At 63.0% G+C, this 15,387-nt stretch carries 19 protein-coding genes; 9 read left to right on the forward strand and 10 right to left on the reverse strand.

Going from position 1 to position 15,387, the window contains the following annotated elements:
• The coding region (locus Y703_RS17200; protein WP_162148847.1) for an IS630 family transposase at window positions 1-567 on the forward strand (567 nt) is incomplete at its 5' end.
• Window positions 568-569: 2 nt separating this feature from the next.
• Here the strand turns inward: Y703_RS17200 and Y703_RS0101470 are convergent.
• The 8 genes from Y703_RS0101470 to Y703_RS0101505 form a co-directional block, all read right to left on the reverse strand.
• Window positions 570-2,075, reverse strand: a complete 1,506-nt coding sequence (locus Y703_RS0101470) for a multicopper oxidase family protein (protein ID WP_026551318.1) — start codon at window positions 2,073-2,075, stop codon at window positions 570-572.
• A complete protein-coding gene (locus tag Y703_RS0101475; RefSeq protein WP_026551319.1) occupies window positions 2,072-2,347 on the reverse strand; it encodes an SHOCT domain-containing protein in 276 nt (91 codons plus the stop codon). The genes Y703_RS0101470 and Y703_RS0101475 overlap by 4 nt, the downstream gene beginning before the upstream one ends.
• A 133-nt stretch (window positions 2,348-2,480) precedes the next feature.
• Window positions 2,481-3,566, reverse strand: coding sequence for a HoxN/HupN/NixA family nickel/cobalt transporter (locus Y703_RS17205; protein ID WP_051427194.1), 1,086 nt, complete (start codon window positions 3,564-3,566; stop codon window positions 2,481-2,483).
• A gap of 61 nt (window positions 3,567-3,627) precedes the next feature.
• Window positions 3,628-4,980 (reverse strand): MBL fold metallo-hydrolase, encoded by a 1,353-nt coding sequence (locus Y703_RS0101485; RefSeq protein WP_026551320.1) that lies wholly within the window; start codon window positions 4,978-4,980, stop codon window positions 3,628-3,630.
• Between the two features lie 95 nt (window positions 4,981-5,075).
• Window positions 5,076-5,468 carry a rhodanese-like domain-containing protein gene (locus Y703_RS17210; RefSeq protein WP_035763371.1) on the reverse strand — a complete coding sequence of 131 codons (393 nt, stop codon included), beginning with the start codon at window positions 5,466-5,468 and terminating at the stop codon, window positions 5,076-5,078.
• A gap of 49 nt (window positions 5,469-5,517) precedes the next feature.
• The gene (locus Y703_RS0101495) at window positions 5,518-5,814 is read right to left on the reverse strand and encodes a rhodanese-like domain-containing protein (protein ID WP_026551321.1); all 297 of its coding nucleotides are present in this window, start codon (window positions 5,812-5,814) and stop codon (window positions 5,518-5,520) included.
• Between the two features lie 58 nt (window positions 5,815-5,872).
• Window positions 5,873-6,799, reverse strand: coding sequence for a sulfite exporter TauE/SafE family protein (locus Y703_RS17215; RefSeq protein WP_051427195.1), 927 nt, complete (start codon window positions 6,797-6,799; stop codon window positions 5,873-5,875).
• The gene (locus Y703_RS0101505) at window positions 6,796-7,440 is read right to left on the reverse strand and encodes a rhodanese-like domain-containing protein (protein WP_026551322.1); all 645 of its coding nucleotides are present in this window, start codon (window positions 7,438-7,440) and stop codon (window positions 6,796-6,798) included. Before Y703_RS0101505 ends, Y703_RS17215 begins: the two co-directional genes overlap by 4 nt.
• A gap of 175 nt (window positions 7,441-7,615) precedes the next feature.
• Here Y703_RS0101505 and Y703_RS21845 point away from each other — a divergent pair, with 175 nt between their 5' ends.
• The 4 genes from Y703_RS21845 to Y703_RS21165 all read left to right on the forward strand — a co-directional run bounded on the left by Y703_RS21845 (window position 7,616) and on the right by Y703_RS21165 (window position 9,350).
• Window positions 7,616-7,756 (forward strand): hypothetical protein, encoded by a 141-nt coding sequence (locus Y703_RS21845; protein WP_155849359.1) that lies wholly within the window; start codon window positions 7,616-7,618, stop codon window positions 7,754-7,756.
• Window positions 7,757-7,895: 139 nt separating this feature from the next.
• The gene (locus tag Y703_RS0101510) at window positions 7,896-8,153 is read left to right on the forward strand and encodes a metal-sensitive transcriptional regulator (protein WP_026551323.1); all 258 of its coding nucleotides are present in this window, start codon (window positions 7,896-7,898) and stop codon (window positions 8,151-8,153) included.
• A 62-nt stretch (window positions 8,154-8,215) separates the two neighbouring features.
• A complete protein-coding gene (locus Y703_RS0101515; RefSeq protein ID WP_026551324.1) occupies window positions 8,216-8,632 on the forward strand; it encodes a DUF302 domain-containing protein in 417 nt (138 codons plus the stop codon).
• 391 nt (window positions 8,633-9,023) lie between these two features.
• Complete coding sequence (locus tag Y703_RS21165; protein ID WP_162148848.1) at window positions 9,024-9,350, forward strand: class II aldolase/adducin family protein; 327 nt, start codon at window positions 9,024-9,026, stop codon at window positions 9,348-9,350.
• Between the two features lie 91 nt (window positions 9,351-9,441).
• Here Y703_RS21165 and Y703_RS22795 read toward each other — a convergent pair whose 3' ends face one another.
• The gene (locus Y703_RS22795; protein WP_026551326.1) at window positions 9,442-9,930 is read right to left on the reverse strand and encodes a hypothetical protein; all 489 of its coding nucleotides are present in this window, start codon (window positions 9,928-9,930) and stop codon (window positions 9,442-9,444) included.
• Between the two features lie 278 nt (window positions 9,931-10,208).
• Between Y703_RS22795 and Y703_RS0101535 the strand changes: the two genes are divergently transcribed.
• Both Y703_RS0101535 and Y703_RS20625 read left to right on the forward strand, forming a co-directional pair.
• The gene (locus Y703_RS0101535) at window positions 10,209-11,516 is read left to right on the forward strand and encodes an MFS transporter (RefSeq protein ID WP_026551327.1); all 1,308 of its coding nucleotides are present in this window, start codon (window positions 10,209-10,211) and stop codon (window positions 11,514-11,516) included.
• 1,360 nt (window positions 11,517-12,876) lie between these two features.
• Complete coding sequence (locus tag Y703_RS20625; RefSeq protein ID WP_051427196.1) at window positions 12,877-13,422, forward strand: hypothetical protein; 546 nt, start codon at window positions 12,877-12,879, stop codon at window positions 13,420-13,422.
• A 44-nt stretch (window positions 13,423-13,466) separates the two neighbouring features.
• On the opposite strand, the gene Y703_RS0101555 is transcribed toward Y703_RS20625, so the two are convergent.
• On the reverse strand, window positions 13,467-14,246 hold the full coding sequence (locus tag Y703_RS0101555) for a tetratricopeptide repeat protein (RefSeq protein ID WP_216698838.1): 780 nt from the start codon (window positions 14,244-14,246) through the stop codon (window positions 13,467-13,469).
• 37 nt (window positions 14,247-14,283) lie between these two features.
• On the opposite strand from Y703_RS0101555, the gene Y703_RS0101560 reads away from it, so the two are divergent.
• Together Y703_RS0101560 and Y703_RS0101565 are read left to right on the forward strand one after the other, a co-directional pair.
• Window positions 14,284-14,712: a hypothetical protein gene (locus tag Y703_RS0101560; RefSeq protein WP_026551331.1), complete on the forward strand. Its 429-nt coding sequence runs from the start codon at window positions 14,284-14,286 to the stop codon at window positions 14,710-14,712.
• Window positions 14,709-15,387 (forward strand): DDE-type integrase/transposase/recombinase (locus Y703_RS0101565; protein ID WP_155849362.1); only part of this gene is annotated, 679 nt, incomplete at its 3' end. The genes Y703_RS0101560 and Y703_RS0101565, both read left to right, overlap by 4 nt.

A 15,387-nucleotide genomic window follows, 5' to 3' on the forward strand; every position in this document is an offset into this window, starting at 1 on the left:
GTGGTGGTGAGCATTGATGAGAAGACCCAGATCCAGGCCCTGTCCCGCACCGGCCCGAACCAACCGTTGTCCCCGACGCACCCACTGCAGCAGACGCACGACTACCAACGCAACGGCACCACCACCTTGTTCGCGGCCCTAGAGGTCCTCACCGGCAAACTCAGCGCAAACGCCTTCTACCAAAAGCACACCAACATCGAGTTTGTCGATTTTCTGGGCCGGGTCGCGGACGCCCACCCCGGGGTCGAGCTGCATGTCATCTGCGACAACTATGCAACTCATAAGCACCAGAACGTGTTGGACTGGCTGGCTGGAAACCCCCGGGTGACCATGCACTTCACTCCGACCAGCTGTTCCTGGCTGAATATGGTGGAGATCTTCTTCGGGATCATCACCCGCCAGTGCCTCAAACGCGGGGAATTCAGCTCGGTGAAAGAGCTGGAAGAAACCATGGACCGCTACATCGAGAACTACAACCAAGACGCCAAACCATTCACCTGGACCAAGTCAGCGGAGTACCTCCTGGGCAAGATGAAACGCAAACAAACCATTAACACGGAGCACTAGCCTCAGCGGGCTTCGACGGTGCCCATCATGCCTTGGTCTTCGTGATCGAGGATGTGGCAGTGGTAGACGGTGCGTCCGGGGAAGTCTTCGAAAGCGATGAGGACTTTCACCTGCCCGCGGGCCGGGACGTTGACGACGTCCTGCCATCTCGGTTCGGAGACGTCGCGGTCGCCGTCGTCGATGATCTGCATGGGCCACACGTGCAGGTGTACGGGGTGATCCATGGGACTGGAGTTGATTAGCGTCCATTCCTCCACGGTTCCGGCCGTGACCGGGGTGTCGGTTCGTTCTGGGTTGAATTCCTGACCGTTGATGGTGAAGGCCATCATGGTGTCCTCCCCGCTGCCCATACCACCCATCGTGGCACCGTCACCGCCCATGTTGCCGGCCATGCCCATGGCGAAGTCCAGGGTCTTGCGTCCGGCGACTGGTTCTGCGCGCAGGTCCCGCAGCGCGGGGCCAGCGGGGACTGGTCGCGGGGTTTGGGCCGAATCGCCCACCACCTTGAGGGTGAGCAACTCGGTCGCGTCGTCGTTGCCGGGGCTGTTGTCACCCATCATGCCCCCGCCCATCATCGAGTCCATGCCGCCGCGGCCTACCGGGGCGGCAACCAGCACTGCGGAGCCCTCGGTGGTCTCGACGAGTAATTCCACACGGTTGCCGGGAGCGAGGAGCACTTCGGTGATCTCCTCGGGGACTGGCAGGCGCCCAAGGTCGCGGCTGAGCAACCGGACCTGTTGGCCTTCCAGCTGCAACCGCAGGTAGCGGGAGGGGCAGGCGTTGACGATCCGCCACCGTTCACGTTCCCCGGGTGCGGCGGTGAGTTGCGGGCGGATCTGGCCGTTGACGAGCACGACCTCGCCTTCCCTGCCCATCATCTGTTGCATCCGGTCGACTTCGGCCAGGTTCCCGGAAGCATCCAGGGACAGATCGGAGACCACCATGACCCGCTCCCGGGCCACCGGCACCGGCTCGGTATCCTCGACGATGATCGCCCCGTAGAGACCGGCGGCGACCTGGTCGGCGGCGTGGCCGTGGCGGTGGGGGTGGTACCAGTAGGTGCCCGGTGGGTGGTCTTCGGGCAGGACGAACTCGTAGTCGAAGGACTCTCCCGGGGCGATGCTCAGGAACGGGTTGTCGCCGTTGCCCTCGGGGGAGACGTGCAGGCCGTGCACGTGCAGGTTCGTTGGGGCCTCGAGCCGGTTGGTCATCGCCACCCGGATCGTGTCCCCTGGTGCTACGCGCAGCGTCGGGCCCGGCAGGGACCCGTTGAAAGTCTGCACGGAGGCCTCACGCCCTCCGACCTGGATCCGTGTCGGTGCGGCTTCCAGGTCCAGTGCCAGTACGCGGTCTCGGCTCGACAGCACCCGGGGTTCGATCAGGTCCTGCCCTCCCACGTATTTACGGCTACTGCTGGTTGTCCACCACAGCCCTGCCCCGCCGGCGACTGTGGCACCGGCCCCTGCTGCACCCAGTGCCAGCAGCTGGCGACGGGTCAGTGGGCTCACCGGCTGTCCTCTTCCAGGGTCCTTAACCGCTCCTGGTATTCCTCGGTGCTCAGCTCCCCGCGGGCGTAGCGTTCTTCGAGTATTTCCCGCCCACGCCCACGCCCACGGCCGGGACCGGTGCCCGGGCCACGGCTGTTGTCGGGGCCGGCCGTGTTCTGGGATCTGCCGGAGAAGGCCTTCACCAGCACGACTATCAGCACGATCACCCCCACGAGCATCAGTAACCCGAAGATCCACATTAATCCCATACCGCCCATACCGATGCCATTCATCGTGATCGTGCTCCTCATCTCTTGTTGTACGTGGTCAGATCTCTAGTAGACACGTGTTTCTTGCCATATGTTCTCCGGCCGGTCTCGTTCAGTGGCCTCTAGGGCTGTCAACAGGGGCCAGCCGGCAGGGGCTTCACTGCTGCTCTTCTCCGGAAGTCCGGACGAGAGCGGCTGCGGGTTTGGCCGTGCGTGCTGCGGCGGTGATCATCCAGACCAGGGCGAAGAAGGCGATCACGGTGATCCCGAGGAAGTTCAGGTCCACAGCGGCGACCGCCTCCAGGATCCCGCCGGAGGGCTGGAGCACTTCGGCGGCCACGGAGAGCAGACCCATCCCACCGATGAGGAAGGCGATGAAGACTGAGACACCGGTGACGACGATGTTGTAATCGACCGTACGGCGGGCATCGCCAGTCGCCCGGCTGTAGATCCGGCTCATCATCAGCCCGTCGGCGCTGTCGAAAGCGGTCATCCCGGCGGTGAACAGCACCGGTAGCACCATCGCGGCGTACCAAGGCAGGGACGGGACCAGGGTCCCGGCTACGACGAACAGGCTGATCGAGGCCGCGGTGTCCAGGCCTAGCCCGAACAGGAACCCGACCGGGTACATCTTCACCGGACGGTCCACCGTCCGGGTGAGCGGGTGTAGCACCCGGTGCAGCACCCCGCGCCGGTTCAAGTGCGTGTGCAACTGGCTTTGATCGACCGGTCCATCTCCCATGGTGCGGCGCAGCTGGTGCAACGACCGCAGCGCCGGCAGATTCAGGATCCCGGCGGCAATTAGGAACACCCCGGAGACGGTTCCGCCCCAGATTCCCGCGGCGTGGCGCAAGGTGGAGTCCTCATCGATCAGCCCCCCGGCGAAGGTTTCCACGCCCAGGGCCAGCAGGAGCACGGAGAGCACAACCACGGAAGAGTGACCCAGGGCGAACCAGAACCCGGTAGTCACGGTGGTGCGTCCCCGGGTGAGGAATTGCCGGGTGGCGTTGTCGATGGCCGCGATGTGGTCGGCGTCGAAGGCGTGGCGTACCCCGAGGGCGTAGGCGCCCACGGCCAGCCCGAGAAGCACCCCCGGGCTGGCCCCGGCGGCCGTCTGGGCCGGCAGCAGCCAGGCGAACAAGGCCCCCCACCCGGCTACGTGCAAGCCCACAACGGTGGCCCCCATGCCGGTCAGCCTGCGGAGCTGTTCCCGGGGGCGGGACTCGGCGGTACGGGATTCCATGCGGGGCCTTTCCTGGAGTGCAGGATTCGGAAGGGGGATATCCGGCGACTGGGTGCGTTGATCAGCCGGCCATGGGCAGGCCGGCATCGGCGGCCTCGTCGAACATCGCGTCGACGTGCACCGGGTCCTTGCCTGCGCGCTCGAGCAGGGACGCGGCCACGCCGGAGCGGTAGCCGGAGCCGCAGTGCACCCACAGTCGGCCTGCCGGCACCTCGTCCATGCGGGTGACGAGCTCGTGCAGCGGAATATTCACCGCTCCGTCGATGTGGGAGGCGTCGTACTCCTCCGCCCGGCGCACGTCCAGGATCGTTTCCCCGCCAGGACGGCCGGCCAATACGCCGTCCCATCCAACCCGGGGGTAGGACGTGGCCGGAACGTCCGGGGCAAGCTCGGCGGGGTTCTCGCCCACGGCCGCATCCGGTGAGTCGATGCCGATTCTGGACAGGTCGCGAATCGCATTCTCGACGTCCTCGCGGGAACCTACGAGGGTGAGTTGCTGGTCATAGGGGAAAACCCAGCCCAGGAAGGTGGTGAAGCTCGCCCCGTCACCGTACTCGAAACTGATGGTGCCCTTCAGGTGCTCGGCGGAGTAGGCCACGCGGTGGCGCAGGTCCACCACCCACTCCCCGGCCTCCAGGCGTGCCTTGAGCTCCTGGGGGTCCAGGGAGTCGGGCACGGACAGGTTCGGTTCGGTGGGGCCGGCAGCGTTGGCCGGTCCCATGTGCACATAGTAGCTGGGGTAGGCGCTCAGGTTGGCGATGAGCTCGGAAACGAAGTACTCCTCATCCTGCTCGGTGTAGACGTGGTTGGTGGAGAACTGCTCGCCCAGAGTGGATTCTGACGCGCCTGTCGCCGGGCCGGAAGAGCAGAAGGAACCGAACCCGTGAGTCGGGTAAAGGACTGCCTTGTCCGTTGCCTCTTTCGCCAGGCGGCGGGCAGAGGCCCACTGGTCGTGGGTCAGACCAACCGTGTGCTCGGAACCCAGCAGGTCCGTGCGACCCACCGACCCGTACAGGACGCTGCCTCCGGAGAACACGGCCTGCTGCCCGTCGTGCTCGACGAGGAAGGACAGGTGGTGGTGGGTGTGGCCCGGGGTGGCCACCACCTTCACAGAGAGCTCCCCGACCAGCACGGTCTGCCCGTCAGCTATCGGAGTGCGTTCGAAGGAAACGTCATCGGCGCCGTTGACCAGGTAATCGGCCCCGTGCTTCCGGGCCAGGACGAGCCCGCCGGTGACGTAGTCGTTGTGGATGTGGGTCTCGGCCACGTGGGTGAGCTTCACGCCCGCTTCTTCCACGATGGACTCGACGCGGTCGATGTCGCGCTGGGCGTCGATGACCAGGGCTACCTGCCCGTCGTGGATGAGGTAGCTGCGGTCCCCGAGCTGCGGGGTCTCGATAACAGTGACGTCCATAATTTTTTTCCTTAAATTAGCAGGGGTGTTGCGCTGTGAAGGACCACAAGCAACAATTCCCCGAGGGGTATATTCCCTGTAAAGGGTGGGCTGGTTTATCTGGTTCGGCGGAGCTTGTTCAGCACTATCTCAAGGGACAGGGAAGAAGGTCTCTTCGGGCGTTCACCGGGGACGTTTTCGGTGGCTGTGGCATAGGTGACGGGGTGCCCGTTGCGATACCATTCGGTGATTCCGCCCGAGACGTTTACCGCACCGAAACCGTATTCGGAGAGAAGTGAGACGGCCTGGGTGCTCCGTTTTCCCGATCCGCACATCACATACATGGTGGTGTGAGGGGGAAGGGATGCCAGGTTCGAGGCCAGTTCATCCAGGGGAATGTTCCAGCTTCCCGGAACGTGGGCCTGGGCATGTTCATCTCTGCCGCGCACGTCGATCAACGGCACGCCCGGCCACTGGCTCTTCAATTCGTCGGGACCTATGCTAATCATTTCGCTCCTTTGGGCCGGACGTGGATGGATTTCGGTGCGGCGGGGTCCTTTAGGTGGTGGGTAGGCCAGCCTTTTTCCAGGCTGTCATGCCTCCGACCATGTTGTCTGCGGTGAAACCGGCCTGATTCAAGGCCTCTGCGGCGGTGGCACTTCGATTTCCGCTGCGGCAGACGGCGATCACAGGTACGGCTCGGTCGAGTTCGGACAGGCGTGTGCCCAAGTCTCCGAGGGGAATATGCAGGGCTCCGGGGATTGCTCCCTCAGCGACTTCGACGTCTTCCCGGACATCGAGGATCTGATCCGTGCTGCGGCGCTTCTCGGCTTCGGTGATGGTGATGTCAGACATTATTTGCCTCCTAATGTGTTGTTGGTGCCTCTGTTCTTGGTACAGCGGTATTTCGGGTTCAGGGGGTTGAATGTTTCGCGTGCCCGGAGCCCTGGTTACGGTGCTCCCTGCCGCGGATCCATGTCCTGATCGGGCATGTCCGAACGAAGAACCAGCAGATGACGGCGCCGAGCACGGCCAGGGCAGCGACACCGCCGAGGATGACCCAACGCAGATCCGCCGGCGCCTGCTGGGTTAGGACAAAGGTGCCCATCGCCAGGACGAACCAACCGAACGCTTTCCGGAGGGCGACTTCTGGGATCCGGCCGGCAAGCTTGGAACCGATGAGAGTTCCCACGATCGCAGCTGCCGTGACAGCCAAAGTCAGACCCCAGTCCAGGTCGACAGTGGTGAGGTACCCGGCGAGCCCGGCGAAGGACTTCATGGCAATAACGACCAACGAGGTTCCGACGGCGACCGACATCGGCAGGCCGCCCAGCAGGGCCAGGGCAGGAACGACGAGGAATCCACCGCCTGCGCCGACCAGGCCGGTGACGAGCCCGACGACGGCTCCGTCAAGGAGCACCCGGCCTAGGGGAAGTTCGTGTTTCACCGGCTCGGCGGTGCCATCCCCACCAGTTTTTTTCCTGCCGCGGAGCATGGCTATGGCAGTGGCCACCATCATGAGGGCGAAGGCAACCAAGAGAATCTGACCCGGAATGCGGCTGCCCAGCAGACCTCCGACGAAGGCGCCGACCATGCCGGCGGCGCCGAAGATCAAACCGGTGCGCCACATCACCCTGCCACCACGGGCATGGCTGATCACACTCACGGCCGAGGTTACTCCGACAACGAACAGGGACGCGGCGATCGCCTCCTTGGCGTCGAATCCGGCCACATACACCAGGATCGGGACGGTCAGGATCGACCCGCCACCGCCCAGGACACCAAGTGAAAGCCCGATAAACACCGACAGGCTGAGCACGAGGATAAGGGTTCCGGTCATGAGACGCGCGCCTGCCCCATCTCAGAATTGGCGCTGGAGGTGGAGTTGACGCTGGGAAACTGCAGGATAGCCGCCTCACGGGTCGGCTCCTGTGCGGTCTTGTTCCATGGCATGGCCGAGAGGGCCTTTCCCATGGCGCAGGTGTTGGTGGCAGCCGAGAACGTCAGGCCGGCGCCGATGGCCCCGGTAAGCAGGCGCAGCTTCGGTGAGACGAACTGTCCTCCTGCCAGGCCCAGGACAACCAGAGAGCCTGCCGCGAGCCGGACCTGACGCTCAAGAGCCCAGCGCTGGCGGCCCCGGACGACATCGCCACCGGCAGTAGCGAATCCGGGCACACCCCCGACCAGGACGTACGCCGTATCGATCCCCGCACCACCGAGCCGCTGACGGGCCTGTTCGGCGCGCACCCCGGACTGACAGACCAAAACCACCCGGCTGCCCAGACGTGCCGCCAGCTCGTCCGTGTGCTCGGACAGCAGGGGAAGCGGCACATTGTATGAACCACGGATATGCATGGTCTCAAACTCAGCCGCCGACCGCACATCAAGGATCACCAGGTCCTCATGCTCGGTAATCCAGGAACGCAGTTCCTGCGGATCAAGAGCCGTCACAGCGGGAGCGGAAGTGGTCGAAGAAGTCATGAAGGTCCTTTCAGAAACCAAGAGTTCGAAATACGTGGCCGAGTATTCCACATACCCCAAAGGGTATGCAAATAACCCCCCGGGGTATATAATTGCCATTGAAAGAGGCTCTCAGTGCCCGACGGAGTCCGGTACTGAACCGAACCAACAACCAAGAACGGGGAAGAAGAGGAATATGAGAACAGCACCCAGTGGACCGGCGGACCGTGCCACGGCCCCGGTTGAAGTGTTTTCTGCTGAGTCCGAAGCACAGGTCTGTCGGATCGTTCTAGGTCTGAAAGCCCATGGTCTTGAAGGGTTGCTGCAGGGCCGCTAATTTCGGGCCGGCTGGTAGCGGCGCCAGCGGGGCCAGTCTTGGGACGGCAGTTGCGTGGAAGTGTTGGATCAACTCCGTCCGCCCGCACACCCCCAGGGGTATATAATGAAAGCAAAACTGATCCTAGGCGGAGGCCACCATGCAACTTGATTCAACAGAACTGACGCCGGTTATCAACCGGCTCAAGCGGGCGCAGGGGCAGTTGGCCGCCGTGACCCGGATGATGGAGGAAGGCCGCGATTGCAAGGACGTCATCACCCAGCTCGCGGCGGTCTCCAAGGCGCTGGACCGGGCCGGATTCGCCATCATCGCCACTGGTCTTGAACAGTGCATCACCCAGGAAGACGCCAGCATGGACAAAAAGGACCTCGAAAAGCTGTTTCTTTCCCTCGCCTGAACTGACACCATCGAAAATGTCAGCAACGAATACCTCAGAGCAACATATTGGAAAGGGCGAACATGACATACACCCACAGCATCGTAGTGTCGGCTGACTACGAGGATGCAGTGCAGAAGACCCGCGAAGCGCTAGCCGAACAGGGCTTCGGCATCCTCTCCGAGATCGATGTGCGCGCAACCTTCGAAACCAAACTCGGCGCGGAAGCAGCCCAGGACCTCGGCGATTACGTGATCCTCGGAGCATGCAATCCACAACTTGCCAGCCGTGCGCTGGCGGCCGAGCCGGACCTCGGCGCACTGCTACCCTGCAACGTCGTCGTACGCCGCGGGCCCGACGCCACCCAAACCACAATCCAGGCCATCGACCCCCAGACCATGGTCCAACTCAGCGGCAGCCCAGCCGTACAGGAAGTGGCCAACGACGCCGACACGCGACTGAGTGCCGCACTGACCTCCCTCGCAGGCAACCCCGCCTAGAAATGCGCCCCGGGACCCGCGACCGCTGGCCCCGGGAACCCGCAATTCCCCAGCAGAGAACAGACAGGACGTCTAACGAATCTTCCGTTGGCCTGCGTTCAGGAATAGTGTAGGCGTCCCGGCTGCTGTCTACGGCCGAGGTGATATCTCATTCAGGGCATGGAAACCTCAGTGCCAGAGTCAATGACAAGCGCTTCCTGCTTACCGGCACGGGAGTTGTCATGGACCTTCCGCCCAGAGCAGGTCGCCACAGCGACCTTCGGCGGCGACGTCGTCGACGTCGATCTTGTGCCAGGAAACGCTGAAATCATTCAGATGCATTCGGTCATCTACAACACCCGGGACGAAATCCCGGCGGTCATTGACACCCATTCCCCCACAGCGACAGCGTGTGCCATGGGCGAACGCGTCACTGCCTTGCTGTGCGGAGCCCCTGCTGCGCTTCGGGCAGTCCCAGCCCGTCCCTGTTGTTCCTTGGGGCCCTCGCGGATCAGACGTTTCCGTGAAGGGGATTGCCCAAGTCCTGGCCGAGAACCCCGGAGCGAACGCCGTGCTGCTAGGAAATCACGGGCTGCTCGCCTTCGGGCCGGACCCCGTAGCAACCGGGCGTCTGGTGATTGCTATCGAGAAATCAGCCGCGGCTGAACTGGACGCGGCAGCGCTCGGCAGCGCTCGGCAGCGCTCGGCGGCGCAGCGGATCTCCTGTCAGGTGCACTAGATGCCGTCCAGGCAGAGATGAAAACCCCGCGCCGCTGATGGATGATCGCCAAGACCACCGTGCGGCGTCTCCGCCGAAGACCTCGGGTTTTCTATATGGGCTTAGTTTTGGTGGTTTCATCGACGGCATTGTCGTGCATCAAATCCTGCAGTGGCACCACATGGTCAGTGATGTGGATGGTCATTCCGTAGCAACGGTGGCCGGCCTGGAAGTGAATACGCTGGCCGACGGGTTTTTTCACATCGCAACGTGGCTTCTCGTGCTGGCTGGCTCTCTTGCTGCCGTCAGGGCTTGGCAGCACGAGCGGGCAGCGCCGAGCTGGAGTTTTCAGACGGGTCTGATGTTTATGGGGTGGGGGATATTCAACCTTGTGGAAGGTCTGATCAATCACCAGCTGCTGGGGGTTCACCATGTCCGTGACGATCTCGGCTGCCCGCTTTCCTGGGATGTAGGACTCCTGATTGTCGGCGCGCTCCTTTGTGTCGGCGGATGGCTGCTGTACCGGCAAGGCCTCCGCATTCTCCGGGGTAGGGCTGGGGTAGGGCGGGCTGAACCGGCTGGCGGAGTTGACCGCCAGCACAGCAAATCAGGGCAGAGTCAGCGCCGGGAGAACAGGCGGGAGAAGAATCCGCCTCTAGCCTTGGGCTCGTTTTGGTGCCCGCGGCACCTCTGGGCGGCCGGCACTCCGTGCATGATCTGGTTCACATGCTGACCGCATCCGGCCCAGGTTGTTTTTCCACATTTTTTGCATGTCACTGCACGGCACATAACGCCTTGCCTCCACTGTTGATTGGTGATCGCTTCTAATACCCCCTAGGGTATTATATATGTTTGTTACGACAAAACTGGAAGGCAACCATGGATAAGAACCGATCGGGGGCAGGCCTTGTAACGGAGACCATCACCTTGGGGTTAAGGCAGAATATCGCCCAGTTTGTTCTGCTAGTGGCGATCAACGCCCTGGTGGGCGGCATGGTCGGGCAGCAGCAGACGGTGCTGCCCCTGCTTGCCACTGATGAATTCGGTCTGACCGGTTACACCTTCATTTTCACCTACGTGGCCGCTTTCGGGATCTCGAAAGCGATCGCCAATTACTTCGCTGGAACCTTCTCCGACCGCTACGGCCGCAAGCCCGTCCTGCTCGCCGGATGGGCAGCTGCGGTGCCTGTACCGCTGCTGCTGATCTGGGCCCCGGGCTGGGGCTGGGTGGTGGCAGCCAACGTGCTACTGGGCCTCAGCCAAGGGCTGACCTGGTCCACCACCGTGGTAATGAAAATCGACCTCGTCGGTCCGAAACAACGTGGGCTTGCGATGGGTCTCAACGAAGCCGCCGGCTACGCGGCCGTCGCGGTGACCTCCCTGCTGGCCGGGTACCTGGCCGAGCAGTACGGGCTGCGCCCGGCACCGTTCTTGCTCGGGCTGGCCTACGCGGCCATTGCCCTAGTGCTGTCCGGGGGGTTCGTGAAGGAAACCCGCGACCACGCCCGCCTGGAAGCCGCCCAGCACACACCGAGGGCAGACGGAACACACAACCACCTCCACGCGGGGCTGACCGACCGACAGGTCGCCGCCCAAACCAGCCTCAAGGAGCCGGCCCTCTCCTCGGCCAGCCAGGCCGGACTGGTCAACAACCTCAACTTCGGGCTCTCCTGGGGCCTGTTCCCCCTACTGTTCGCCACCGCGGCGCTGCCCGTGGGACAAATCGGATTCCTGTTCGCCTTATACCCCGGGGTGTGGGGGATCGGCCAACTGATCACCGGTGCACTATCCGATCGCATCGGACGCAAGCACCTGATCACGGGCGGCATGGCCACCCAAGCCGCGGCCCTGATGATCATCGCACTCGGCGACAGCTTCGGCGGCTGGGCCGCCGGCACCGCACTGCTCGGAGCAGGCACCGCGATGGTCTACCCCACCCTGCTTGCAGTCATCGGCGATGTCGCACATCCCGCCTGGCGCGGCCGGGCGGTGGGCGTCTACCGCGTCTGGCGCGACCTCGGCTACGCGGTCGGGGCGATCATGGGCGGCATCATCGCGGACCTGGTGGGCCTGCATACGGCGGTATGGGCCGCGGCCGCTGTTAGCGGGCTCTCGGCCATGATCGTGGCCGTACGGATGTACGAAACCCACGAGCCGACCTCAGAGCCCCTGACCCGAATCCTCTGATTCCTTCCCGAGACAGGCATATGATCCTAGCCCGCCGTGCGACAGCGTCTACGACACCGTAGTCGATGACCACCTCAAGCGTCCCGCCCACGCCGAGATGTTATGCATCATGATCTGCGGCAGCAAGAACGAGCCCACTATCCGGAACCGCCCTCGAGGAGAGCCACAATGAACCGGTCGCCCTGGGCAGAAGTGCGAGGAATTCCTCAACATCCATGGCACGAAGGTCCACTCACCCGTAATCCTCCAGTCATATGTGGCCCTCCAACAGGTCATCGGCAATTAGGGACCTTCGATACCGAACCAGGGATGCCATACCACGCGGCACACACCGGCGGACCAGTCATGCAGGTGCACCGGCCCGCACGATTCGCCGCTGGCAAGGCCACCATCAGCCTTGTCAGCTGAATATGTCTGCTGTACAGCCGCGCATGGGCCCGCTTTGGTCGCCGCCATCTTCCGGTGCCTGACCGGGCGGGGCGGTGTGTGGGTGGTTCTGGTCGCCGGAGCCGTTGCCGGGGCGAAGGTTCAGCGGATCGCGGCCCGGGGCAGCTTGATGTGCATGGTTTGTGTCGCCGTAGCCACAGCCTGGTCTTGGTCCCTCGGCCGAGGCCGCGGTTACACCGAAGAGCGGCATGATCAGAGTGGGCAGTACGAGCAGCGCAGCAGCGCGTGGGCGGATGTTCATTGTGCCTCCGAAGGGGGTAAATCGAGAAGAGTTAGTATCCCGCGTAGAACGTTTCGGTCATGCCACCACTGCCCGGCAACCAACCCATTAAAAACAGCCTGCTGTGCGCCGGCCATGAGGTGTTCCGGGCGATCTGTCGTAGACCTAGGACCCGGCGAACTGTTCATGACTCAACCGCACGGACAGCGGCGGCATACATCCGGTCCTTAGCGCTCTCCGCCATGATAGCCTCCGACGAATCCTCGGGTGGTGCGCGTCGTCACGTTATTATTACTACGATGCGATCAGTCGCCCAGGCTCTCCTTCCAATCAGACGGTCGGGTCCGGCAGGAGTGGTTGGCCCCCTTTAGTGATAGTGGGTGGGGTGCGCGATGTAGTGGTAGGGCCCATGCCAACCGGACTGTTAACGGGCGCCCAACCAGATCGACGCCAGGTACAAGGCTCCCAAAGCATCCAACTACCCCAACGCCGACGTTTATCAAATGCTCGCCTATTGTGTGCGGTTCGGCCTCAGCGCAGGACATCTCATCTACGCCCACGGCGAGGAGGCCCCGCAAACCCACGAAATCCTCGGGCACAACACCAGCATTCATTGCCACGCCATCGCGCTGGACCAAACACTGGCAGCCTTACTAGCAGTTCAAAGCGCGAAAGATGTCGCATACTGATCGGGTGAAGATGCTGAATGTGCTGAGCGTGGTGCCTGCAGACGTTGAGTATGAGGGGCTAGCCGTCCCTTTCCAGTTCATGGATCTCGCAATCGATGGACGCCTGGTGCGCGAAACGCTGCGGGTCGGGACGGACTTGGCTGCGATTGAGCAGGAGACGACACTGTTGCGTGCTGATTGGCCACACGCGGCTGTCGAACAGATCGACCAGCTCACGCTGGCTGCACCCGGCGAGTTCGAGGATGGCCGCGTCGCTCTCCTCCTGTGCCCTGTCTGTGGAGATGTCGCCTGTGGAACCGTTAGTGCCCGCATCTCAACCAATGCTGACACCGTTATTTGGGAAGACTTTGGCTGGCAAGACGGCTATACGGAGGAACCACCACAGCCGTGGTTGTTCGAGCCTCAGCGGTTCGCCTTTGATAAGACGGCGTATCTAACCCTGATGAATCAGCTCAGAGAACAATTCACTGAGCTGCTGCCTCCACCTCGAATGGAGGATAAAGGAGGCCGACGATCGCTCGGACCTTGGCTTCGGCGGCTAAGGTTCTAAAGCTTGCGGCGTCCGGTGAGGGATCCGCTGTTGTGGGATGAGTGCTACCTCTTGCGGCGCTTCTTACGGAGACTGTGCAATGTGTGAGCGGCGAGTTGGTCACCGTTTTGGGCGGCTTTCTTCAAGAGCGTTCTGCCTTCCTGGCGGTGTCCTGCCTGCCAAAGCGTTAGCCCGAGATTGTGCAGTGCGTTCGGTTCGCCGGCGGCGACGGCTCGACGGAGCAGTTCGATTTCGTCGGCGGCACGGCCCTTTGTCCCATAAAGGTTCGATAGCGGGATGAGCACGTCGATGCGGCCCTCGCCCAAGTGGCGTTCGAGGAGTTCAATCGACTCGTCAACCTCCAGCTCTCCACTCAGTACGAGCTCGACGGCAGCTTCAGGGTTCTTCTCTTTTGCCTCCAGCAGGATTCTCAGTGCGGTGTTCTCGGCTCCGAGGGTACGGTACGCGCGGGACAGGCGCACCGGCACGTATGGATGATCACCTGCTCGTTCGAACCAGGTGATGGCTGTCTTTGCATCGTTGAGTTCAAAGTAAATCTGTCCGAGTGTCAGGGCAGCATGCGGGTCGTCGGACTCGTAGGCCTGCTCGAGAAGAGGAATGGCCTGCTTGAGCTTGCCTTCGCCCCACAGGAAGGAACCGTAATTTAGTAGAGCGTCGGTAACACCTGCGTCAATCGCCAGCTGATAGAGCAGCTCGATCGCTTCCGCTTTTGAGATCCGCCGGAGGTCATTGGCTGCGTTATACAGCGTTTCCGGTTCGAGTTCGGCGTCTTCGATCGTTTCCCTGTCTGTCAGCATTGGGTGAGACACCGCCACTTTTCCCACTGACTCCTTAAGGGCGAGATTTGGAAACCGATTCCCTGTGAGCACCGCACTTGCTTCCCCCACCACCAACACCGATGGTGGAGCCATGTCCGATCTCGAAAAACCCAGGGCAGAAAGGCCCCTCCGCCGCTCCTTCACCCCAGGGGAGAAACTCTCGATCCTGGAAACCTACGAGTCCCTCGACGGCCCCGGAGCCAAGGGCGCATTCCTCCGCCGCGAAGGCCTGTTCTCCTCCCAAATCACCACCTGGCGCCGGGCACGCGACGCCGGCGCCCTCACCGGCCTCGCCACCGCCGCCAGAACGGCGAAGAAGAACAGCCCCGAAGCCCAGCTTGAGGCCATGAAGGACCGCGCCGAACGGGCCGAAGCGAAACTCGGACGGACCGGGGAGGCATTATCGGTGCTGGGAAAATTACACGCTCTCTTGGAGGACATCTCCACGAGGGCGGACAACGAGAAGCCGTGAGCGCCGCCGTGGACGAGGCCTTCACAGCCCTGACCGGGCTGCTGCCCGTGCGGAGAATCTGCGCCCTCACGGGACGGTCTCCCGCCACGCACTACCGGTCCCTGACCCCGAAGGTCCACGGGCCCACACCCCGGCGCCCGGCACCGGTAAACAAGCTCACGGATGAAGAGGTCGCGCAGGTGTTGGACCGGTTGAACAGCGAGGAGTTCGCCGACAAGGCGCCGGCCCAGGTCGGGGCGATCCTGCTGGACCAGGGCACCTACCTGTGCTCGGAATCAAGCATGTACCGCATCCTGCGCGGCCACGGCCAGGTGCGTGAACGCCGACGCCAGGCCACCCACCCGGCGAAGAAAAAACCCGAACTCGTCGCGGTGAAACCCAACGACGTCTGGTCCTGGGACATCACCAAACTCTCCAGCCCCATCCGGGGCGTCTACTACGACCTGATGGTCATCATTGACCTGTTCTCCCGCTACGTCGTGCACTGGCACATCACCACCCGCGAGTCCGGGCTCGGCTCCAAGGACTTCATCGCCGACGCGGTCATGATCCACGGCACCCCGGGCGTGATCCACGCCGACCGGGGGACGTCCATGACGTCCAAACCGGTCGCCGAGCTGATGATCGATCTGGGCATCGACCGCAGCCATTCACGGCCCCGCGTGTCCAACGACA

The organism is Arthrobacter sp. H20, from assembly GCF_000520515.1.
In the GTDB taxonomy this organism is placed as follows: Bacteria; Actinomycetota; Actinomycetes; order Actinomycetales; family Micrococcaceae; genus Arthrobacter_D.